15 protein-coding genes are annotated in these 23,006 nt (G+C 72.5%); 4 read left to right on the top strand and 11 right to left on the bottom strand.

Annotation, left to right across the window (positions count from 1 at the left end):
* Positions 1-82: 82 nt before the first annotated feature.
* Positions 83-1,684, bottom strand: a complete 1,602-nt coding sequence (gene guaA, locus ACZ4VK_RS16230) for a glutamine-hydrolyzing GMP synthase (protein ID WP_468352655.1) — start codon at positions 1,682-1,684, stop codon at positions 83-85.
* 333 nt (positions 1,685-2,017) lie between these two features.
* Between guaA and ACZ4VK_RS16225 the strand changes: the two genes are divergently transcribed.
* The gene (locus tag ACZ4VK_RS16225; protein WP_389680832.1) at positions 2,018-2,308 is read left to right on the top strand and encodes a chorismate mutase; all 291 of its coding nucleotides are present in this window, start codon (positions 2,018-2,020) and stop codon (positions 2,306-2,308) included.
* A 750-nt stretch (positions 2,309-3,058) separates the two neighbouring features.
* Here the strand turns inward: ACZ4VK_RS16225 and ACZ4VK_RS16220 are convergent.
* The 6 genes from ACZ4VK_RS16220 to ACZ4VK_RS16195 form a co-directional block, all read right to left on the bottom strand.
* On the bottom strand, positions 3,059-4,897 hold the full coding sequence (locus tag ACZ4VK_RS16220) for a GMC oxidoreductase (protein WP_468352653.1): 1,839 nt from the start codon (positions 4,895-4,897) through the stop codon (positions 3,059-3,061).
* Between the two features lie 39 nt (positions 4,898-4,936).
* Complete coding sequence (locus ACZ4VK_RS16215) at positions 4,937-6,595, bottom strand: succinic semialdehyde dehydrogenase (protein ID WP_468352652.1); 1,659 nt, start codon at positions 6,593-6,595, stop codon at positions 4,937-4,939.
* Between the two features lie 153 nt (positions 6,596-6,748).
* Positions 6,749-8,584, bottom strand: a complete 1,836-nt coding sequence (locus ACZ4VK_RS16210; RefSeq protein ID WP_468352650.1) for a serine/threonine-protein kinase — start codon at positions 8,582-8,584, stop codon at positions 6,749-6,751.
* A gap of 145 nt (positions 8,585-8,729) precedes the next feature.
* A complete protein-coding gene (locus ACZ4VK_RS16205) occupies positions 8,730-11,774 on the bottom strand; it encodes a protein kinase (protein WP_468352649.1) in 3,045 nt (1,014 codons plus the stop codon).
* A gap of 159 nt (positions 11,775-11,933) precedes the next feature.
* Positions 11,934-14,441 carry a serine/threonine-protein kinase gene (locus tag ACZ4VK_RS16200; RefSeq protein ID WP_468352648.1) on the bottom strand — a complete coding sequence of 836 codons (2,508 nt, stop codon included), beginning with the start codon at positions 14,439-14,441 and terminating at the stop codon, positions 11,934-11,936.
* Positions 14,442-14,631: 190 nt separating this feature from the next.
* Positions 14,632-16,338: a glycerol-3-phosphate dehydrogenase/oxidase gene (locus tag ACZ4VK_RS16195; RefSeq protein WP_468352646.1), complete on the bottom strand. Its 1,707-nt coding sequence runs from the start codon at positions 16,336-16,338 to the stop codon at positions 14,632-14,634.
* A gap of 296 nt (positions 16,339-16,634) precedes the next feature.
* Between ACZ4VK_RS16195 and ACZ4VK_RS16190 the strand changes: the two genes are divergently transcribed.
* From ACZ4VK_RS16190 to ACZ4VK_RS16180, 3 genes are all read left to right on the top strand, one after another.
* Positions 16,635-17,876, top strand: a complete 1,242-nt coding sequence (locus tag ACZ4VK_RS16190; RefSeq protein WP_468352644.1) for a nucleotide sugar dehydrogenase — start codon at positions 16,635-16,637, stop codon at positions 17,874-17,876.
* Positions 17,877-17,944: 68 nt separating this feature from the next.
* Positions 17,945-18,145 (top strand): hypothetical protein, encoded by a 201-nt coding sequence (locus ACZ4VK_RS16185; protein WP_468352642.1) that lies wholly within the window; start codon positions 17,945-17,947, stop codon positions 18,143-18,145.
* The gene (locus ACZ4VK_RS16180; RefSeq protein WP_468352640.1) at positions 18,142-18,459 is read left to right on the top strand and encodes a type II toxin-antitoxin system PemK/MazF family toxin; all 318 of its coding nucleotides are present in this window, start codon (positions 18,142-18,144) and stop codon (positions 18,457-18,459) included. The genes ACZ4VK_RS16185 and ACZ4VK_RS16180 overlap by 4 nt, the downstream gene beginning before the upstream one ends.
* Before the next feature lie 74 nt (positions 18,460-18,533).
* Here ACZ4VK_RS16180 and ACZ4VK_RS16175 read toward each other — a convergent pair whose 3' ends face one another.
* From ACZ4VK_RS16175 to ACZ4VK_RS16160, 4 genes are all read right to left on the bottom strand, one after another.
* Entirely contained in the window at positions 18,534-19,658 is a 1,125-nt protein-coding gene (locus tag ACZ4VK_RS16175; protein WP_403591120.1) for a GuaB3 family IMP dehydrogenase-related protein, read from the bottom strand.
* A 106-nt stretch (positions 19,659-19,764) separates the two neighbouring features.
* On the bottom strand, positions 19,765-21,267 hold the full coding sequence (guaB, locus tag ACZ4VK_RS16170) for an IMP dehydrogenase (RefSeq protein WP_468352638.1): 1,503 nt from the start codon (positions 21,265-21,267) through the stop codon (positions 19,765-19,767).
* Positions 21,268-21,407: 140 nt separating this feature from the next.
* Entirely contained in the window at positions 21,408-22,010 is a 603-nt protein-coding gene (locus ACZ4VK_RS16165; protein WP_468352636.1) for a sigma-70 family RNA polymerase sigma factor, read from the bottom strand.
* Positions 22,011-22,253: 243 nt separating this feature from the next.
* The gene (locus ACZ4VK_RS16160; protein ID WP_003948568.1) at positions 22,254-22,865 is read right to left on the bottom strand and encodes a response regulator transcription factor; all 612 of its coding nucleotides are present in this window, start codon (positions 22,863-22,865) and stop codon (positions 22,254-22,256) included.
* Between the last annotated feature and the right edge of the window lie 141 nt (positions 22,866-23,006).

The following is a 23,006-nucleotide window of genomic DNA, read 5'->3' as shown; positions in this document are numbered from 1 at the left end:
GGGCAAGTCACCAGAGCCCGGACACGACGAAGCCGCCGCCCCGGGCTACCGGGACGACGGCCTCACACCTCAGCGGGAGCGACTACTCCCACTCGATGGTGCCCGGCGGCTTGCTGGTGATGTCGAGGACGACGCGGTTGACGTCCTCGACCTCGTTGGTGATGCGGGTCGAGATCTTCGCCAGCACGTCGTACGGCAGGCGCGACCAGTCCGCCGTCATGGCGTCCTCGGAGGAGACGGGGCGCAGCACGATCGGGTGACCGTAGGTGCGGCCGTCGCCCTGGACGCCCACGGAGCGGACGTCGGCGAGCAGGACGACCGGGCACTGCCAGATCTCGCGGTCGAGGCCGGCCGCGGTGAGCTCCTCGCGGGCGATGGCGTCGGCCTCGCGCAGCAGGTCCAGGCGCTCCTTGGTGACCTCGCCGACGATGCGGATGCCGAGGCCGGGGCCGGGGAACGGCTGGCGCTGGACGATCTCCTCGGGCAGGCCGAGCTCCTGGCCGACCATGCGGACCTCGTCCTTGAAGAGCTGGCGCAGCGGCTCGACGAGCTCGAACTCCAGGTCCTCGGGGAGGCCGCCCACATTGTGGTGGGACTTGATGTTGGCGGTGCCGGTGCCGCCGCCGGACTCGACGATGTCCGGGTACAGCGTGCCCTGGACGAGGAAGGCGACGTCCTCGCCGGTGCCCGCCGACTCGGCGACGATCTCGGCCTGGGCCTGCTCGAAGACGCGGATGAACTCGCGGCCGATGATCTTCCGCTTCTCCTCGGGGTCGGAGACCCCGGCGAGGGCGGCGAGGAAGCGGTCCTGCGCGTCGACGACCTTGAGGTTGACGCCGGTCGAGGCGACGAAGTCCTTCTCGACCTGCTCGGTCTCGTTCTTGCGCATCAGGCCGTGGTCGACGTAGACGCAGGTGAGCTGCGAGCCGATGGCCTTCTGGACGAGCGCGGCGGCCACGGCGGAGTCGACGCCGCCGGAGAGGCCGCAGATGGCGCGCTTGTCGCCGACCTGGGCGCGGATGGCCGCGACCTGCTCGTCGATCACGTTGCCCGTGGTCCAGCTCGGCTCGATGCCGGCGCCGCGGTAGAGGAAGTGCTCCAGGATCTGCTGGCCGTGCGTGGAGTGCATGACCTCGGGGTGGTACTGGACGCCGTACAGCTTCTTCTCGTCGTTCTCGAAGGCGGCGACCGGCACGACGTCCGTGGACGCGGTGACGGAGAAGCCCTCGGGAGCGGCGGAGCAGGCGTCGCCGTGCGACATCCACACGGACTGCTCGACCGGCGTGCCCTCGAAGAGGGTGGAGCCGGCCTTGGAGACGTGCAGCGGGGTCCGGCCGTACTCGCGGGCACCGGTGTTGTCGACGGTGCCACCGAGGGTCGTCGCCATCAGCTGGAAGCCGTAGCACATGCCGAAGACGGGGACACCCGCCTCGAAGAGCGCGCGGTCGAGACGGGGGGCGCCCTCCGCGTACACGGAGGACGGGCCGCCGGAGAGGATGATCGCCTTCGGGTTCTTGGCCAGCATCTCGGCCACCGGCATGGTGGACGGGACGATCTCGCTGTAGACCCGGGCCTCACGGACACGGCGGGCGATGAGCTGGGCGTACTGGGCGCCGAAGTCGACAACGAGGACTACGTCCGGGTTGGAGACGTCGGGCGCGGCAGCGGGAGTCGCTGATGACACTACGGCGGCCTTCCGGCGGTAGGGAGGGTCCCCCGAAAGAGGGGGGGCTATATGTCGATTCTACCGGCGCGCCAGTGACGCTTTTCGTCTCACCATCCGAACCCGGTTTGGCTCCGGCTCGGCGGCGGGGTCCATACTGTCGTCATGCGCGAGCTCACGACCTTCGTCTTTACCTATGGCAACCGGCCCACCGGCTGCCATGGTCGTGCTGCTTGAGCAACTGACAAGCGACTTCCCAGGCGCCCCGGGCCGACAAGGCCCGGGGCGTTCTGCTGTTTCCGGGCCGGACCGGCCCAGGGTCTCCCGACACCCCTACCTCACGAGGAGCCCACCATGACCGCACTGACCGAGACCGAGAAGACCGGCGCCCGCACCGACGAGGCGGCGGCGCTGATCGGCGACTCCCGTGAGCGCATCGACGCGCTCGACGACCGGATCATCGGGTTGATCCAGGAACGGATGGCCGTCTCGGCCGTGATCCAGGAGGCCCGGATCTCCTCCGGCGGCCGCCGGGTGAACCTGGCGCGCGAGATGGAGGTCCTCGGCCACTACCGGGACGCGCTGGGCAAGCCGGGCACGACGCTGGCGATGACGATGTTGGAGCTGTGCCGGGGGCGCATCTGAGAGCCCGGGCGACGAGGAGGCCGCCTCGCGGCTACCAGCCGGGTGCGCCTTTGCCCGGCTTCGGGGTCGCTCGGGCAGCTGCGGGGGCCCCTACGTCCCCGCGCGGCTTCGGGGTGGGTGCCCGCATCTGAGTTCGGGCCCGCTCTCACCCGTACGGCGCGTGACCGGCTCGGACCCGGCTTCGTTGGTCCTGGTGTCCGTGCCAGCCAGGGGCGGGCCCGTAAGAAACCACGCGTGGCTTCGCTGGGGCGTGTGGCGTACTCCGGTACGTCGTGGGACCTCGCACCAGCGCTTGTGACCGGACAGCAGGGGACAGCAGCCCGGTCACCCAAAAGGGCGGTCGGTCCCGGGGACGCCCGGGGCCGGCCGCAACCGGCCGATCTTCCGATCCTCCCCGCCTTCCCCGTCCTCCTGTCCTTCCTCCCCACGCGGCGCGACCTCCCGGCGCCGCCCCGCTCGGCACCGCCGCTGCCCTGTCACCGGTGCCGACCCCTGAGGGCCCCGTGCCGCCGCGACCGGAAGTCGCGGGCGCGGGGCCCTTCTCTGTGCGCGCCCCGAAAGAAGCCCGGAGAAGACCCCGAAGAGAACGTGACGCGCGTCACACAAAGATCCCATGCAACCGCTACAACCAATCCCGGCGGTCACGGGTCATCTATGCAGCATCACCAGAACTGGTAAGGGCGCTGCACTCGGAGGGGGGTGCAGCGCCCTTTCCTGTGTCCCGTCCCGAACCGGGTCGGCCCGGCCGTGTCAGGCCGTCCCGGCAGCGTCGGCCTTCCTCGGCGGGACCGCGGGCATTCCGAGGAACGGCAGCCGCAGGGCGCCGAAGGCCTCGGCCGGGACCGCGGGGGACTTCGGTTCGATCGCCGCGAGCCGTACGTACGCCTCCCCCTGCCGCGGGCGGGTGTCCTCCTCGCCCTTGTTCGGCCAGAAGGACATGGCCCGCTCGGCCTGGGCCGTGATCGTCAGGGACGGGTTGACGCCGAGGTTGGCCGAGACGGCGGCCCCGTCGACGACGGAGATCCCGGGGTGGCCGTAGAGCCGGTGGTACGGGTCGATGACGCCGGTCTCGGCGTCGGCGCCGATCGGGCAGCCGCCCAGGAAGTGGGCGGTGAGCGGGGTGCCCATCAGTTCGCCGATGTTGGAGCCGGCGAAGCCGTTGATCTCCTCGGCGAGGAGGGTGGCGGCCCGGGTGGCCTCCGGGATCTGCACCGGGTTCGGCGCGCCGTGCCCCTGGCGGGCTGTGAGCAGGCCCTTTCCGAGGCCGCCGGGCTTGCGGTAGGTCGTCAGGGAGTTGTCGAGGGACTGCATGACCAGGCCGATGATGGTCCGCTCCGACCAGTGCCAGTTGGAGAGGGAGCGGGCGGCCAGGGCGGGGTGCTTGATCAGGTTGAGGAACCAGTTGCGCACCCGGTGGGCCCCGTAGGGCACCTGGAGGACGGTGAGGCTGCCCATGGAGTTGGAGCCCTTGCCGTAGCGCACCGGTTCGATGTGGGTGTTGGCGTCGGGGTGGACCGAGGAGGTGATGGCGACGCCGCGCGTGAAGTCGGCCTTCTCCTTGCCGAACTTCTTCCGGTAGCGGCGGTCGGTGGTCTGCGCGCCGACGAGGCCCTCGGAGTTGGTACGGGTGAGTTCGCCGAGCCGGTGCGAGATCCGGGGCAGCAGCCCGCTGTCCTTCATCCGGTGCAGCAGGGTCTGGGTGCCGTACGTGCCTGCCGCGATCACCACCCGGCGGGCCGTGAACGTCCGCCCCTGTCCCTTTCGCCGCCGGTCGGTGGGGAGGGTCTTCACGGCGAAGCCGCCCCGTGAGTCCTCGGTGACGGTGACGACCGTGGTCATCGGGTGGACGGTGGCGCCCGCCTTCTCGGCGAGGTGGAGGTAGTTCTCGTTGAGGGTGTTCTTGGCGCCGTGACGGCAGCCGGTCATGCACTCGCCGCATTCCGTGCAGGCGCGCCGGGCGGGTCCGGCGCCGCCGAAGTACGGGTCGGCGACCTCGCTGCCCGGCTTCGCCTTCGCCGTTCCGTCGGCGTCGTCACCGTCCCCGAAGAAGACGCCGACCGGTGCCATGTGGAAGGTGTCGCCGATGCCCATCGCCTGGGCGGCGGCCTTGAGGTGCACGTCGGAGGGGGTCGTCGTCGGGTTGAGCCGGACGCCGAGCATGCGCTGCGCCTGGTCGTAGTACGGCCGCAGCTCGTCCTGCCAGTCCGTGATGTCCTTCCACTGCGGGTCGTCGAAGAACGGCTTGGGCGGTACGTAGAGGGTGTTGGCGTAGTTGAGGGAGCCGCCGCCGACGCCGGCGCCCGCGAGCACCATGACGTTGCCGAGCAGGTGGATGCGCTGGATGCCGTAGAGACCGAGCGCGGGGGCCCACAGGAAGTTCTTCACGTCCCAGGAGTTCTTCGGCAGGCTCTCCCGGGTGAAGCGGCGACCTGCTTCGAGGACGCCGACCCGGTAGCCCTTCTCGGTGAGACGGAGGGCGGTGACCGAACCGCCGAAGCCGGAGCCGACGACGAGGACGTCGTAGTCGTACGCGGCGTCGTCGGCGCTCTCGGTGTTCTCCTGATTTTGGGTAGGGGGTACCGCGGCCATGGCTCTCCTCGTACGAAAAGGTGTGAAAAGGAAAGGGCGTCAGCGCAGGCGCAGGGCCTTCATCGCCTTCAGGGACACGCTCATGAACGCGGCGTACTTCTCGTCGTCCATCCCGAAGGAGGGCGCGAGGGGCATGAGCCGCTGCTGGGCGACGGTCTGGGCCTCGGTGTACTTGAGGATGCCCTCCGAGCCGTGGCGCCGGCCGAGCCCGGAGTCCTTCATGCCGCCCATCGGGGACTGCACGCTGCCGTAGGCGGGGGCGTACCCCTCGTTGATGTTGACGGTGCCGGTGCGCAGGCGGGCCGCGACGGCGTGGCCGCGGCGCGAGTCCTTCGTCCAGACGGAGGAGTTCAGGCCGTACGGGGTGGCGTTGGAGAGGGCGATGACCTCGTCCTCGTCGGTGAAGCGGTAGACGGAGACGACCGGACCGAAGGTCTCCTCGGTGCAGACGGCCATCGGGGCCTCCACGCCGTCGAGGATGGTCGGCTCGTAGAAGAGGGGGCCGATGTCGGGGCGGGCGACGCCGCCGGCGACGAGCGTGGCGCCCTTGGCGACTGCCTCCTCGACGTGCTTCGTGACGGTCTCCAGCTGGCGCTCGCCGACGAGGGAGCCCATGTCGGCGCCGTACGCGAGCGAGTTCCCGAGCCGCATCGCCTTCGTACGGGCGGCGAAGCGGGCGAGGAAGTCGTCGGCGACGGACTCGTGGACGTACAGGCGCTCGATGGAGATGCAGAGCTGGCCGGCGGAGGAGAAGCAGGCGCGGACGGCGCCGGCGGCGGCCTTCTCGATGTCGGCGTCCTTCAGGACGAGCATCGCGTTCTTGCCGCCGAGTTCGAGGGAGACGCCGACGAGCCGGGCGGCGGCACCCTGGGCGACCTCGCGGCCGGTGCGGGTGGAGCCGGTGAAGGAGACGTAGTCGGCGTGCTTGACGACCTCGGGCCCGACGACCGGTCCCTCGCCGAGGACGACCTGGAAGACCTCGGCGGGCAGGCCGGCCTCGATGAGCAGGTCACGGGCCCAGAGCGCGGTGAGGGCGGTCTCCGTGTCGGGCTTCATGACGACGGCGTTGCCCGAGACGAAGGCGGGGAGCGCGTCGCCGACGGAGAGCTCCAGCGGGTAGTTCCAGGGGGCGATCTGGCCGACGACCCCGCGGGGCTGGCGCAGTTCGGTGACCTTGGTGAGGGTCGGGACGACGCCGGTGTGGTGACGGGGGCGCAGATACGAGGGGGCCTTGCGGCCGTAGTGGCGGGCGGCGACGGCCACCGCCTGCACCTCCTCGTGGGCGTGCAGGCGGGCCTTGCCGGTCTCCAGCTGGATGAGGTCGAGGACCTCGGCCTGACGCTGGAGGACCAGGTCGTGGAAGCGGAGGAGGACGGCGGCGCGGGCCTTGACCGGGGTGGCGGCCCAGGCCTCCTGGGCGGCGCGGGCGCGCGCGAAGGCCTCGGCGACGTCCTCCGGGGTGGACTCGGGCAGGTCCGCCAGCTTCTCCCCGGTGAACGGGGTGTGGTTGGCGGTACGGCCGGAGCCGACGACACCGCGGGTGAGCCGGGCGACCACCTCGGGCGTCACGACGTCGGCGGCGGTACGCGCGCCGGCGGGCGAGGGCGCGACCGGGTTGGTCGCCGCGGCGGGTGCTCCGGCCTTCGCGGCGGGGGCGTCGGGAACCGAGGGGGCGGCGGGGGCCTGCGAGTCCGTCATGAGGGCGAGCGTAGGCGGCGTTCCGCCCTTTGGGTACCCGTCGGTAACGCGTTTTCACCGGGTACACACATCGCGCCAGCGATCACTGGCACATAAGCCCTGATCAGGGGCTCATGACGGAAGGAGGCCCTCCTCCGAGATTGTCCGAAGGGGTCAGTCGCCCGGCGCCCGCCAGTGCTGGGTGACGATGTCGAACTGCTCGCGGGTGGTCTCCCAGCTCGACTCCGGCGAGGACATGTAGAGGGCGTACTCGGTGCCGTCGTCCTCGTAGTACATGAGGTCGATCGCGTGCCGCGGCCCGGGGAAGTCCTTCTTCTCGGTCCAGGTGAACTCCCACTGGGCGGAGCTGACCTGGTCGCGGTAGGTGACCTGATTGAGCTTGATCCGGGTGTAGTCCATCCGCTTCTCCAGGACGCGCTCCAGGTCCAGGGCGTGCATGTACGGGTTCTCGAAGTCGGGGCTCCGGTCGATGCTGATCCGGATGCGGTGGTTGCCGTTGTCCGGGGTGTAGTCGATCTGGTCGCCCTCCGTCTGGCGCTTCCAGCCCTGCGGTACGAGCAGGCTGAAGCCCTCTGGGTCGTGGACGCGGTGCCAGCCGGCCGGTACGTCGTTCGACGTGCCGTCGGCGGTGGTGGAGGGGGCGGGGCCGGTGGCCGAGGTCCGCCCGCCGTCACCGCCCTGGTCGCCGCCCGCGTAGTTCATGGCGACGAAGACGGCGCCGCCCGCGACGAGCCCGGCGAGCACGGCCGCGAGGACGGAGGTACGCCAACGGCCCCGGCCGGCGGCCGACGCGGGAGAGGCGGGGGGCGTCACCGCAGTGGGCGGGGAGGAGGCGGGGTGGGGCAGATGGGGGTTGTGGGGCTGATGCTGCTGATGGGGCTGGTACGACGAATGGACCCCATGGGTCTGGTGGGTCTGGTGGGTCTGGTGGGTCTGGTCGGGCCTCTGCGGCGGGTGGGGCCACTGGGCCGTACGCGCCGGTACGGATGCGCGGGAGGTACCCGTCGGTCCGGTGGCGTCCCGCGCCCTCTCCCCGTCATCCTCCTCGCTCAGCTCCACCAGACCGTGGCCGAGACCGGGCCCGTCCCCCACCGGGTCCAGGTCCTCCCTGGCCACGCGCTGGGTCGGTACGTACGCCTGCGCCGCCTCCGACGTCCGGCCCTCCATCGCGTCGAGCAGCATCCGCCCGGCCTCGTCGGCCTGCGGCCGCTGCTCCGGGTCCTTGCGCAGCAGGGCGACGATGACGGCGGCCAGCGGCCCCGCCTTCTCCGGGTACGGCGGCTCCTCGGCCACCACGGCCTGCATGGTGCTGATCGGCGAGGTGCGGCGGAACGGCGACGCGCCCTCCACCGCCGTGTACAGCGTGGCGCCGAGGGACCAGAGGTCGGAGGCCGGTCCCGGGTCGCCGCCCCGTACCCGCTCGGGCGCCAGATAGTCGATGGAGCCCACGAGTTCACCGGTCCGGGTGATCGTCGCGTCCCCCTCGATCGCCGCGATCCCGAAGTCGGTGATCAGGACGCGCCCGTCGCGCGCGAGGAGCACGTTGCCCGGCTTGACGTCCCGGTGCAGCACTCCGGCCGCGTGCGCGGCGCGCAGCGCGCCGAGCACGTGCAGCCCGATCCTGGCCGCCTCCCGCGGCTCGATCGCACCCGTCTCCTTGGCGGCGTCGGCGAGCGAGGGCCCGTCGACGTACTGCATGACGATCCACGGCCGGTCGTCGTGCTCCAGGACGTCATGGACGGTCACCACACCCGGGTGGGTAATCCGCGCGGCGGCCCGCGCCTCCTTCTGCGTACGGGCGTGCAGCACGAGGCGGTCGGCCTCGGCAACGAACCGGCCCGCCGTCAGCTCCTTGACCGCCACCACGCGGTGCAGCACCTCGTCGTGCGCACGCCAGACCTTGCCCATGCCGCCGCGTCCGATGGACTCGCCCAGCCGGTAGCGACCGGCGAGCAACAGCCCCGCCCCTGTGCTCTGAGAATGTTCCACTAGCCCCCGCCCGTTCCTTCGGATGCCAGGTTACGGAGGGGGGTACGGGCGGCGGAACCTCGGGGCGGTCATAGGAACAGCACTGTGACCGGGGGCTGATGACGCTCCGGCGCTCAGGTCGGGGCTCATGGATGCCCCGCCCTGTTCAGCGCCCCGGTCGGAACGCCTTCGTGGCCTCGCCGTAGATCTCGGAGACCTTGTCGCGCTCGCCCTCCGGACCGATGACGAGGACGACGTGGTACCTGCCGCCGTCGATCATGGCGAGATTGCGCACGAACACCTCACGGCCCGTGCTGTCCAGCCAGGTGTAGTGACCCTCGGCCGTCGGCGTCCGGCCGATGTCCACCCTGCGGGCCTTCTCCACCTTCGACCAGCTCGACGCCCGCCACGGCTCCAGCTCGCGCTCCTTGACGCTCTGGTACTCCAGCGGGTCGGAGCCGTGGTCACGGACGCTGTCCCGGCCGGGGACGACGATCATCGTGAAGTCCCCGCCGGTGTAGCGGACTTGCCCGGCATCGTTGATCGGGCTGCGCCGCCAGCCGTTCGGCACCCCGATCCGGAAGCCCTCCGGGTCCTGGCGCACCGTGTACCCGGCGGCGAGCGCGGGGGCCGAGGGATCCGCGGCGGGCGGAGTGGTGCGCGGGGCGGTGGGCGGTGCCGTGCTCGCGGACGGACGGCCCGTGGGCGGGGGCGGGGTGGTACGCGGGCTCTCGGCGGCGGTGGGTGCCCCCGGCCCGGTGGGTGTCCCGGTAGGTGTCCCGGTGGGTGTCCCGGTGGGTGTCCCGCTCTCGCCGGGCATGAAGAGGACGGCGTACGCGACGGCGCCGCCGAGCAGGAGGAGGACGAGGATCAGGAGCGTACGGCCGAGGGCGCGCGGGGAACCCGGGGGCCTGGAGGACGACGGGCGCGGCGCACGGGGCGACCGGGGCGCGCGCTGAGGGATCTCCTCGTGGAACGACTCCTGGTACGACTCCCTGTGCGGCTCCCGGTACGACTCCCGTTCCTGATACGACTCGCGGAACTCCCCGCGGGGGCCGGCCCCTACGGGTGCGGCCTCGCGCGCGTCCCCGCGGTGGGCCGTGGGGCGCGGGTCCTTGCCGCGCTTGTGGCGGTGGCGGCCGGCGCCCGCTCCCCCGCGCCAGCGGCGCACCAGCTCGCCCCGCCGTCGCACGATCGGCAGCCGCGTCTCGTCGAAGGACGGCGGCGGTACGGCTCCGGCGCCGAACTCCGGCTCCGGGGCGGAGCGCACGAGGGAACGCAGCCAGCCGCGCAGCTCCTCGAAGTCCGGCCGCTCGGTGGGGTCCTGGCGCAGCAGGGACTCGACGACCGGGCGGAGCGGACCGCACTCCTCGGCGAAGGCGGGCGGCTCGGCGCAGACCAGCTGGACGAGCTCGGCGGCGCTGTCCTCCGGGTAGGGGGCGTGCCCCTGGACGGCGCGGTAGAGGAGCGCCCCGAGCGCCCACAGATCGGTGGCGGGGCCGATGGGCGGGGCGAGCCGCCAGTTCTCGTGGACGGGACCGGCCTGTTCGGGTGCCCAGCGTTCGGTGACGGCGCCGACGACCGCGATACGGGTCTGCCGGGCCCGCTCGGCCGCGAGCCGGGTGGTGGGGCCGCGGTCGGCCTGCGCGGGGATGACGACCGGCGCCTCCTCCCGGGCGCCGGTGGGGACCGGGAGGCGCGCGGGATCCGGGGTCGCGGCCGTGTACCCGGCGGGCAGGGCCGGTCGCCCCGAGCCGGGCAGCACGGGGCCGCCACCGGCGGGGATCGGCGGGGAGCTGTCCCGCGAGGCATGCGGGCCGTCGCTCCAGCTGCCGGCCAGCATCACGCGCGGCGGCGGACCGGCCTGCGGGCCACCGCCGTACGGCTCGTCGCCGTCGTCCTCGTCGTCCTCGTCGTCCGCCACCCGTGCCCACCACTGGGGCTCGGGCGCGCCCGCCGCCTGCGCCGTCGGTGCCGGGGGCGGCTCGGGCGGGTCCGTCGGCGCGGGGCGCTGGACGGGCAGCGCGCCGCTCTCGCCGAGCCGGGCGGCCGCGCGGGCCCCGGCCCGGTAGGCGGCGATGGCCCCGGCCCGCGCGGCCCGCACGTCGGCGGTGGGCGGCGTGGCGGCGGGCCGCGTCTCGGCGGCGGGGTGGCCGGAACGGCCGTAGGGGTCGGTGCCGGTCCCGTAGGGGGAGGCGGCGCCGGGCGGGCCGGGGTCGTCGTCGGGTCCGGGGTCGGTGTCGGGGTCGTAGGCGTCGGAGCCGTACGGCTGCTCGGAGGTGTGGGCGGCGTACGCGTCGGCGGCGTACGGCTCGGCGTCCCCGCCCTGGTCCCCCTCGGCCGGTTCCTCGACCGCCTCCGCCCCGTAGGGGGTGTGCTGGTCCGCCTCCTCGTAGACCTCCGCCTCGTAGGGCTCGGCCCCGTACGCCCCGGAGCCGTACTCGTCCTGCTCGTACGCCCCGGAGCCGTACCCCTCCTGGACGTACCCCTCCTCGACGTACGCCTCCTGGACGTACCCCTCCTGGACGTCGTCCGAGTCGTACGCCTCCGCCCCGTACTCCTCCACCGGCGGGCGCCACGGGGTCTCGTGTGCCTCCTGCTCCAGCTCCGGTACGGGCGCGTACCCGCAGAGGGCCTCCTCCGCGGCGCCCACCGCGAGGCCCGTGAGGACCACGCGGCCGTCGTCGCAGACGAGCACGGTCCTTGAGGTGATGTTGCGGTGCACCCAGCCATGGGCGTGGAGCGCGCGCAGGGCGGTGAGGACGTCGGCGCCGATCTCGGCCGCCCGGTACGGGTTCAGCGGGCGCTCGGCGAGGAGCGCGGCCAGCGGCCGGGCCGCCACGCGTTCGCTCACTATCCACAGCGAGCCGGCCTCCGCGAAGACGTCGAAGACCTGGTCGAGGAGGGGGTGGTCGGGGATCTGCGCGGCGGCCTGGGCCGCCTCGATGGCCCGGCGGACGACGGGCTCGGCCGGGCGGCGGGTCGCCCCCCGCCCCGCGCCGCCGTGGGGACCGGCCCGGCCGCCCTCGTCGTCGAGCACCTCGGCGTCGACGAACTCCGGCAGCGGCACCTGGCGGACCAGGACCTCCTGCCCGCTGTACGTGTCGAAGGCGCGCGTCTCGGCCAGGGCGTCGGCGTCGGCGTCCGCGTCCCCCGGCGGCAGCGGCAGGCGGTAGCGGTCGGCGAGCACCCTTCCCGCGTAGTCGTCCACGACGCCTCCCCACGCGCGCACGCTGTCCCCCGTGGGCCCGCGGATCCCTCCGGATCGTGCGGGATCACGCGAGACCGTCAATTCCGGTCCGGCACCGTGCAGTTATCGGCACTGTTCGACTGCGTACGGTCCTCGAACTCTCACGATACGTGGCGCGGGTCAGTCCTTGGGGCTGAACGTGGCGAACGCCGTCTCCCGCAGCGTCCGGCACTCCGCGCCGTTCCACTCCTCCGCCTTGCAGCTGATCATGAGGGAGTAGCCGTGCCTGGCGTCCACCTTGAAGCCGCGGTTGAGCACATGGACGCGCATGCCCTGCTGGACGCGCTCGAACTCCCAGTCGGCGACGGTCGGGTAGCCCTTGTACGAGACGGTCCTGATGCCGAAGTGCTTGTAGCCCTTGCTGGTGGCGGCCACGCCGATCTTGCCCAGCTCCCAGGCGGCCGCCGCGTCGTCCTTCGGGCTGGCGTTGAAGTCGACCTGGATGCGCGGGAAGCCGCCGCTCTCGCTGAAGATCCCGCCGCCGCTGTATCCCGGGATCGCGCGCATCCGGAAAGTCGAGGGCATCGCCATGGAGAAGTGGAAGCGCTCGTTCGTGACGAGGGTGTAGCCCGCGGGCAGCTTCGCGGCGGCGTCGCCGCCGGGCGTGCCGGACGGCGTGACGTCGTTGCCGTTCGACGCGCCGGTGGAGCCCGTCGCGCCGTCGGCGCCCGTCGAACCCGTGGAGCCGTTGTCCCCGGGCTGGACGCCGCCCTGCTGGCCCTTGTCCCCGCCGGAACCTCCGGAGCTTCCGGAACCGTCGGAACCGTCACCGCCGGCCGAGGCACCGGCCGAGGCCGTGGTACCGCCGCTCTCCTTGCCCTGGTTCCCCTCGTCCCCGCCTCCGCCGAGGGAGACCGCGAAGATCGTCCCGAGCAGGGCGAGCACGGCGACGGCGGCGATGATCACCAGCGTGCGGCGCGGTACGACATCGGTCAGCGGCGCACGGGCCGGAGCCTGCCGGCCCGAGCCCCGCGGCGCCGTGGAACCCGCGCCTGCGCCCGTGGCCGTCTGCGGACGCGCCTTGGGCTCGGCCTTCACGGAGGCCGCCGCGTTGCGTACGGACTTGAGGGCGCCCCGCATCCGGTCGGCGGCCGGGTCGGTCGCCTTGTCCCGGTCGGCGGCGGGGGCCACCGGTGTCCGCTCGGGGCGCGGCGGCAGCGGTACGACCATCGTCGCCTCGGGGGAGACCGGGGGCGCCACCTCGGGCGCGTCGAGCACGGCCCGCAGCAGCACGCGCGCGCCGGCGTCGTCGAGCCGCTGCGCCGGGTCCTTGGCGAGGAGGCCGTAGATGACCTTCTCGAGCTCGGGTCCCGCGTTCTTCGGCGGGTCGACCGGCTCGGTCATCACCGCGGTGAGGGTGGCGATGGCGGAACCCTTGTCGTACGGCGGGCTGCCTTCGACCGCCGCGTACAGGAGCCCGCCGAGCGACCACATGTCGGCGGCGGGGCCCGGCTTGTGGCCGCGGGCGCGCTCCGGCGAGATGTACGAGGGGGCGCCGACGAGCATGCCGGTGGAGGTGATCGAGGGGTCGCCCTCCACCTGGGCGATGCCGAAGTCGGTGAGGACGGCCCGGCCGTCCTCGGCGATCAGCACGTTGGACGGCTTCACGTCGCGGTGCAGGATGCCCTCGCGGTGCGCCGAACGCAGCACGTCGAGGATGGCGAGGCCGACCTCGGCGGCGCGCCGGGGCGTCAGCGTGCCGTCCTCGCGCACGGCGTCCGCGAGCGACTTGCCCTCGATGAGCTCCATGACGATCCACGGGCGGTCGTCCTCGTCGACGACGTCGTACACGGTCACGGCGCCGTTGTTGCGGATCCGGGCGATGGCCTTCGCCTCGCGCAGGGTCCGGGTGATGAGGCGCCGCTTCTCGTCCTCGTCGATGCTGGTGGGGAAGCGGAGTTCCTTGACGGCGACGGTACGGCCGAGGGTCTCGTCGACCGCGCGCCAGACGGTGCCCATGCCGCCGCGGCCGAGGACCGCGCCGAGCCGGTAGCGGCCCGCGAGCAGACGCCCTTCTCCGGCCGGGGCCTTGCGCGGTCTGTCACCGCCGGTGCCGCGCGCGGCGCCCGGTGCCGGCCGGCGGCGATCGCTCTCGCCGTCGCCGTCACCCGCGCCGAACCCGGCCCGGCCGGTCGACGGCTCGGTCCCGCGCAGCCGGCCGGGCCCGGCGACGTCGTCGCCACGGCTCCCGCCCGGACCCGCCGGCCCGCCGGGCGGCACTCCTGCGGAGTCCTTCTCGCCCGGGAGACCCGCGGCATCCTGAATGCGCGCGGCATCCTGAACGTCCGTCACGTCCCGTACGCCCGAATCCCGTACGTCCGCGTCCCGCGCACCGGCCCCCGGGACGCCGGCCGCGCCGGCGGGATCCGCCGAGCCGCCCACGCCGCCCGAGCCGCCCCGATCCGCGGGTCCCACGGCGTCCGCCGGGCCCCGCGCATCCCGCGCGTCGCCCGCGTCGGCCGGCGTGCCGGCCGGGTCCGTACCCTGCTTGACCTGCGTGTCCTTGGTGTCCCGCTCCGGCTCACGCGCGGCTGGGACCACTCCTCGGTCGCTGTCGGTCGCGGCCCCCGCGGCGGCGTCCCGCCCGGGGTCCTTCGCCGTGTCCCGCGACTGCTCCGCCTCCGACATGCGTCCCCTCTGCGATCCCTGATCTTCGCCGCGTCTGCCGCTTCCCGCGCGATGCGGTAACCCGCCCTGGAAGAGAGGCCATTGTCTCTCACCTTGGGACGGGCGGCGCCCCCGGGTCCGTACTCCGGGATGACGACGCCCCCGGGCGCCCCCCAGGTTCCCACCGGACACACGCGACCCGGAGGCCCTGTCAGATCGGCACGATGTCCGGCGCGCCGAGCCGCGCGGCGTCCGCCGTCAGGTCGTCGGGCTGCCGCTGCGACTCGCGCTCCGCCTCGACCCGCTTCTCGTAGTGCTCGACCTCCTTCTCGATCTGGTGGTCGTCCCAGCCGAGGACCGGCGCCATGAGCTCCGCGCACGGGCGGGCGCTGAGCGTGCCCCGGTCGAAGGTCTCGATGGAGATCCTGGTCCGCCGGGTGAGGACGTCGTCGAGGTGGCGGGCGCCCTCGTGCGAGGCGGCGTAGACGATCTCGGCGCGCAGGTAGTCGTCGGCCGCCGCGAGCGGTTCGCCGAGCGACGGGTCCTCCGCGACGAGTTCGAGGATCTCCTCCGTCAGGGAGCCGTACCGGTTGAGGAGATGCTCGACCCGGACGACGTGGAGGCCGGTTCTCGCGGCGATCCTCGCCCGTGCGTTCCACAGGGCCCGGTACCCCTCGGCGCCGAGGAGCGGGGTGTCCTCGGTGACGCAGGGGGCCACGCGCTGATCAAGGGCGTGCACCGCCTCGTCGACGGCGTCCTTCGCCATGACGCGGTACGTCGTGTACTTGCCGCCGGCCACCACGACCAGGCCGGGGACCGGGTGGGCGACGGTGTGTTCGCGCGAGAGCTTGCTCGTGGCGTCCGACTCGCCGGCGAGCAGGGGCCGCAGGCCCGCGTAGACGCCCTCGACGTCGTCGCGGGTGAGCGGGGTGCCGAGCACCGTGTTCACATGCTCGAGGAGGTAGTCGATGTCGGCGCTCGACGCGGCGGGGTGGGCCTTGTCGAGGTCCCACTCGGTGTCGGTGGTGCCGACGATCCAGTGGCGCCCCCAGGGGATGACGAAGAGCACGGACTTCTCGGTGCGCAGGATGAGCCCGGTGGTGGAGTGGATGCGGTCCTTGGGGACGACGAGGTGGATGCCCTTGGAGGCGCGGACGTGGAACTGGCCGCGCTCGCCGATGAGTGCCTGGGTGTCGTCGGTCCACACGCCGGTGGCGTTGACGATCTGCCGGGCGCGGATCTCGTACGCCACACCCGCCTCGACGTCCTGGACGCGGGCGCCGACGACCCGCTCGCCCTCGCGCAGGAAGCCGACGACACGGGCCCGGCTCGCGGCCAGGGCGCCGTAGGAGGCGGCGGTGCGCACGAGCGTGGTGACGAAGCGGGCGTCGTCCATCTGGGCGTCGTAGTACTGGAGGGCGCCGACGAGGGCGTCCTTCTTGAGGCAGGGGGCGACGCGCAGGGCGCGGCGCCGGGAGAGGTGCCGGTGGACGGGGAGGCCGCGGCCGTGGCCCGAGGAGAAGGACATCGCGTCGTACAGCGCGACGCCCGAGCCCGCGTAGAACCGCTCCCATCCCTTGTGCTGGAGCGGGTAGAGGAAGGGGACGGGCTTCACCAGGTGGGGGGCGAGCCGCTCCAGGAGCAGTCCGCGCTCCTTGAGGGCCTCTCTGACCAGGGCGAAGTCGAGCATCTCCAGGTAGCGCAGGCCGCCGTGGATGAGCTTGCTGGACCGGCTGGAGGTCCCTGACGCCCAGTCGCGCGCCTCGACGAGGCCGGTGGAGAGCCCTCTGGTGACAGCGTCGAGGGCGGTTCCGGCGCCGACCACTCCGGCGCCGACGACCAGCACGTCCAGTTCGCGTTCCGCCATGGCCGCGAGCGCTTCGGCGCGCTCGGCGGGTCCCAGTGTCGCTGTCCTCACGCTGCCGCCTTCCGTCGTCCCCCGTCTGTCCGCACGCGTCGTCCGCGCACGAGCTCCGCGTACACGTGCCGTGAACCGGGCCGTGTGGTCCGGCTCACAGCTCGATTCTGGCCCGCCCCCGCGACTTCAGCCACTGCCTCGCCACCGACCTGTGGATAACACTCGGCGACCTGCGGTCACACAATCCCGCATATCGGTCATATTTACGCCTAGTCTGACATTGCGCTCGACCCGTTCTGTCCACCGGGCTTGCGCGTCGCGCTCCCTCCGGCTACTGGGAAGGACGGCCCACCCCCATGCCCGCTGATCTCGCCGTCATCGGCCTCGGCCACCACGGACTCCCCCTCGCCCAGGCCGCCACCGCCGCAGGCATCGACACCGTCGGCTACGACACCGACCCCTGCCCCGTCGCCGAACTCGCCGCCGGCCGCTCCCCGGTCGACGGCTCGCTCACCGTCCCCGAGATCCGCCGGATGCTCGCGGGGGGCTTCCGGCCCACCGCCGACCCCGCCGAACTCGGCCGGGTCCGCACCGCCGTCCTCTGCGCCCCCACCCCCCTCGGCCCCGACCGTGCCCTCGACCTCGGCGCCGTCACCGACGCCGCGCGCGTGCTCGCCGCCCGGCTGCGCCCCCACACCACCGTGCTCCTCGAATCACCCGTCCCCCCCGGCACCACCGAGGGCCTGCTCCGGGACCTCCTCGAAACGGGCTCGGGCCTCCGGGCCGGACGCGACTTCCACCTCGCGTACTCGCCCGGCCGCCTCGACCCCGGCAGCCGTACCCACGGCTTCGCCGGCACCCCCAAGGTCATCGGCGGCCTCACCCCGGCCTGCACGGAAGCGGCGGCCGCCTTCTACGGCCGGCTCACCGACAAGGTGGTACGCGCGCGTGGCCCCCGCGAGGCGGAGACGGTCAAGCTCCTGGAGACCAACTTCCGGCACGTCAACATCGCCCTCGTCAACGAGATGGCGGTCCTCTGCCACGAACTCGGCGTCGACCTGTGGGACGTCATCCGCTGCGCCGAGACCAAGCCCTTCGGCTTCCAGGCCTTCCGCCCGGGCCCCGGCGTGGGCGGGCACGGCGCCCCCGTCGACACCGTCGGAGCCCACCGCCCGCTCCGCCTCGTCGAACTCGCGGGCCAGGTCAACGAACGCATGCCGGCGTACGTCGTCCAGCGCGCCGCCACCCTCCTCAACGAGCACGGCAAGTCGGCCCGCGGCGCCCGGATCCTCCTCCTCGGCATCACGTACAAGCCGGACCTGCCCGACCGTCAGGGCTCCCCCGCCGACGAGATCGCCCGCCGCCTCATGGACCTCGGCGCGGCCGTCAGCTACCACGACCCGCACGTCCCCGACTGGCGCGTCCGCGAACTCCCCGTCCCGCGCGCGGACTCCCTCTACGAGGCCGCCGCCCACGCCGACCTGACGGTCCTGCTCCAGCACCACCGCACGTACGACCTCCAGGGCCTGGCAGTGAAGGCCCAACTCCTCCTCGACACCCGCGGTGCCACCCCGGGCGGCGCGGCCCACCGCCTGTGAAAGGGCGCCCAGACGACTCTGTGCAACATCTGTTGCACAGGTGTGCAACACGGCGGTAGCCTCGCCCTATGGCGACGACCATAGGATTCCGGCCTACCCCGGAGGACGACCGCATCATCAGGACCGCGATGCGCGAGGGCGAGGGGACCAGCGACGTGATCCGCCGCGCCCTGCGCCTGCTGGAGCGCGAGGAGTGGCTCACGCAGGCCCGTGCGGACGCCGAGCGGCTCGCGGACGAGGACCTGGCTTCCGAAGAGGACGCCTGGTGATCCGCGGCGCCGTCTACCGGATCGACCTCGGGGACGCGAAGCGCGGGCACGAACAACGCGGCAAGCGGTACGGCCTCGTCCTGAGCCCCAGCGCCATGCCGTGGAGCGTGGCCACGATCATCCCCACGTCGACGAGCGCCCAGCCGTCCGTCTTCCGGCCCGAGCTGGAGATCGCGGGGACACTCACCCGGCTGCTCGTGGACCAGATCCGTACGGTCGACGTCCGGTTCGTCCACGGCGATCCGGTGCACTTCCTCGACCACCACGAACTCGGCGTCGTCGAGCACGCCGTGACCCAGTACCTCGGCTTGTGAATCCCACGACCCATGCACGCCGAAGGGGCCCCGCACCACCCGGTGCGGGGCCCCTTCGGCGTACGGGACGGTCGTCAGCGCTTGTGCTGGGCGTCCGCGACCGTGACCTCGACGCGCTGGAACTCCTTGAGCTCGCTGTAGCCCGTCGTGGCCATCGCGCGGCGCAGGGCGCCGAAGAAGTTCATCGAGCCGTCCGGGGAGTGCGACGGGCCCGCGAGGATCTCCTCGGTGGTGCCGACGATGCCCAGGTCGACCAGCTTGCCGCGCGGCACGTCCTCGTGGACGGCCTCCATGCCCCAGTGGTGGCCCTTGCCGGGCGCGTCCGTGGCGCGGGCCAGCGGGGAGCCGATCATGACCGAGTCGGCGCCGCAGGCGATGGCCTTCGGCAGGTCGCCGGACCAGCCGACACCGCCGTCGGCGATGACGTGCACGTACCGGCCGCCGGACTCGTCCATGTAGTCACGGCGGGCCGCGGCCACGTCGGCGACCGCGGTCGCCATCGGGACCTGGATGCCAAGCACGTTACGGGTGGTGTGCGCGGCGCCGCCGCCGAAGCCGACGAGGACACCCGCCGCGCCGGTGCGCATCAGGTGCAGGGCCGCCGTGTACGTGGCGCAGCCGCCGACGATGACGGGGACGTCGAGCTCGTAGATGAACTGCTTCAGGTTCAGCGGCTCGGCCGCGCCCGAGACGTGCTCGGCGGAGACCGTCGTACCGCGGATGACGAAGATGTCCACGCCGGCGTCGACGACGGCCTTGGAGAACTGCGCCGTGCGCTGCGGGGAGAGCGCGGCGGCGGTGACGACACCGGAGTCGCGCACCTCCTTGATGCGCTGCCCGATCAGCTCTTCCTTGATCGGGGCCGCGTAGATCTCCTGCAGGCGGCGGGTCGCGGTCGCCTCGTCCATCTCGGCGATCTCGTCGAGCAGCGGCTGCGGGTCCTCGTACCGGGTCCAGAGACCCTCCAGGTTGAGTACGCCCAGGCCGCCCAGCTCGCCGATGCGGATGGCGGTCTGCGGCGAGACGACCGAGTCCATCGGCGCGGCCAGGAACGGCAGCTCGAACCGGTAGGCGTCGATCTGCCAGGCGATCGAGACCTCCTTCGGGTCCCGGGTGCGCCGGCTCGGGACGACGGCGATGTCGTCGAACGCGTACGCCCTGCGGCCGCGCTTGCCGCGCCCGATCTCGATCTCAGTCACGATGTGTGGCCTTTCCCTCTACGTCTGCGCCTACCAGTATCCCCGACACAAGCGCGGGGGGCGGCTCCGGCCACATGCCGGAACCGCCCCCACGCGTCGCGCTGTGTTACTTCCTGCTGTAGTTCGGTGCCTCGACCGTCATCTGGATGTCGTGCGGGTGGCTCTCCTTGAGGCCCGCGGACGTGATCCGGACGAAGCGGCCCTTGGACTCCATCTCCTCGATGGTGGCGGCGCCCACATAGCCCATGGTCTGGCGCAGGCCGCCGACGAGCTGGTGCAGCACGTTGGCCAGCGGGCCGCGGTAGGGCACCTGGCCCTCGATGCCCTCGGGGACGAGCTTGTCGTCCGAGGCCACCTCGGCCTGGAAGTAGCGGTCCTTGGAGTACGACCGGCCCTGGCCGCGGGACTGCATCGCGCCGAGCGAACCCATACCGCGGTACGACTTGAACTGCTTGCCGTTGATGAACTGCAGCTCGCCGGGGGACTCCTCGCAGCCGGCGAGCAGGCTGCCCAGCATGACCGTGTCGGCGCCGGCGGCGAGCGCCTTGCCGATGTCGCCGGAGTACTGCAGACCGCCGTCGCCGATGACCGGGACGCCGGCCGCGCGGGCGGCGAGCGCCGCCTCGTAGATGGCGGTGACCTGCGGGACGCCGATGCCGGCGACCACGCGCGTCGTGCAGATGGAGCCGGGGCCGACACCGACCTTGACGCCGTCGACACCGGCGTCGATCAGGGCCTGCGCGCCGTCACGCGTCGCGACGTTGCCGCCGATGACGTCGACGCCGACGCTGGACTTGATCTTCGCCATCCAGTTCAGGGCGTTGCTGTTGTGACCGTGCGACGTGTCGACGATCAGGAAGTCGACGCCCGCGGCGGCGAGGCCCTGGGCGCGCTCCAGCGCCTCGGGGCTGGCGCCGACGGCCGCGCCGACGAGCAGCCGGCCCTCGGCGTCCTTGGCCGCGTTCGGGTACTTCTCGGCCTTGACGAAGTCCTTGACCGTGATGAGGCCCTTGAGGATGCCGGAGTCGTCGACCAGCGGCAGCTTCTCGATCTTGTGGCGGCGGAGCAGCTCCATGGCGTCGACGCCGGAGATGCCGACCTTGCCGGTGACCAGCGGCATCGGGGTCATGACCTCGCGCACCTGGCGGCTGCGGTCCGACTCGAAGGCCATGTCGCGGTTGGTGACGATGCCGAGCAGCTTGCCGGCCTGGTCGGTGACCGGAACGCCGCTGATGCGGAACTTGGCGCACAGCGCGTCGGCCTCGGCCAGCGTGGCGTCCGGGTGCACGGTGATCGGGTCGGTCACCATGCCGGACTCGGAGCGCTTCACGAGGTCGACCTGGTTGACCTGGTCCTCGATCGACAGGTTGCGGTGGAGCACGCCCACGCCGCCCTGTCGCGCCATGGCGATGGCCATGCGGGACTCGGTGACCTTGTCCATCGCTGCGGAGAGCAGCGGAATGTTCACGCGCACGTTGCGGGAGATGCGGGACGAGGTGTCGACCGCGTTCGGGAGGACCTCGGACGCGCCCGGCAGCAGCAGCACGTCGTCGTAGGTCAGCCCGAGTGTCGCGAATTTCTCGGGCACTCCGTCGACGTTGGCAGTCATGACACCTTCCCAAATGGCCTTGATCGGTGCGGGATGTCCATGCTAACGGGCTGAAGCGGTGTCTCATTCCACGATCAAGATCAGCGGAGAGCTTTGGACGTTCCCACGTGTACGAAAGGGACGACAAGCCCCCGTGGCTCTTACTGCTCGGCCAGCGCCCTGAGCCGGCTGAGCGCGCGGTGCTGTGCGACCCGGACGGCGCCGGGGGACATGCCGAGCATCTGTCCGGTCTCCTCGGCGGTCAGTCCGACCGCGACGCGGAGCACGAGCAGTTCGCGCTGGTTCTCGGGGAGGTTGGCGAGCAGCCTCTTCGCCCACTCGGCGTCGTCGCTGAGCAGCGCGCGCTCCTCGGGGCCGAGGGAGTCGTCGGGCCGCTCGGGCATCTCGTCGGAGGGCACGGCCGTGGACCCCGGGTGCCGCATGGCGGCCCGCTGGAGGTCGGCGACCTTGTGTCCCGCGATGGCGAAGACGAAGGCCTCGAAGGGCCTGCCCGTGTCCTTGTAGCGCGGCAGCGCCATCAGGACGGCGACGCAGACCTCCTGGGCCAGGTCCTCGACGAAGTGCCGGGCGTCGCCCGGGAGCCGGTTGAGGCGGGTGCGGCAGTAGCGGAGGGCGAGCGGGTGCACCCGTGCGAGCAGGTCGTGCGTGGCCTGCGCGTCGCCCTCGACCGCGAGGTGGACGAGCGCGCCGATCTCCCCGTGCCCGGCAGGCATGGGTGAACCCACGGTCTCGTCGTCGCGCATCGCTCCATGGTGCCCCGACGCTTCCGCGTTCGTGGCACCGCGTCCGTAGTTGTGCACCGAAGCGTTATGAGCAGGTGCGCCGGAACTCATCTCCCGCGCCCTCCCCTCCCGCTCGATCGACTCGTCCCCGAGGAACTCCACATCTCAAGGATGCGGCATACGGCGGGGAAGTGAGACAAGCCCACCCCGTCCACCCCGCGAAGGACGCGGACGAGGACGGGGATGTGGCGGGTGACCTGCGATTCAGCGGACCAGGCCCCAGCGGAATCCGAGGGCGACGGCGTGCGCGCGGTCCGAGGCGCCCAGCTTCTTGAAGAGCCGCCTGGCGTGGGTCTTGACGGTGTCCTCGGAGAGGAAGAGCTCGCGCCCGATCTCCGCGTTGGACCGGCCGTGGCTCATGCCTTCGAGGACCTGGATCTCGCGCGCGGTGAGGGTGGGCGCGGCGCCCATCTCGGCCGAACGGAGCCGGCGCGGGGCGAGCCGCCAGGTCGGGTCGGCCAGCGCCTGCGTGACCGTGGCCCGCAGTTCGGCGCGCGAGGCGTCCTTGTGCAGATAGCCGCGGGCACCCGCGGCGACCGCGAGGGCGACGCCGTCGAGGTCCTCGGCGACCGTGAGCATGATGATGCGGGCGCCGGGGTCCGCGGAGAGCAGCCGGCGGACGGTCTCCACGCCGCCCAGACCGGGCATGCGTACGTCCATCAGAATGAGGTCCGAGCGGTCCGCGCCCCAGCGGCGGAGGACTTCCTCGCCGTTGGCCGCGGTGGTCACGCGCTCCACACCGGGCACGGTCGCGACCGCGCGGCGGAGCGCCTCTCGGGCGAGCGGGGAGTCGTCGCAGACGAGGACGGATGTCATGCGTGACCTCCGCGGCTCTCGCAGCTGTAGCGCGTCACCTTGAGCCTCCAGGGCTGTACGTAATCGTCACCTGTGCGATTGACGCTCTCGGACACCTGCCCGATCGCTTCTTCCTTCAACCGCCTCCGCACACTCAACGAC

The sequence above is a fragment of the Streptomyces sp. NPDC028711 genome, assembly GCF_055565415.1.
The sequence above is the reverse complement of the archived record's forward strand: the minus strand, read 5'-3'. Positions and strand labels throughout refer to the sequence as shown.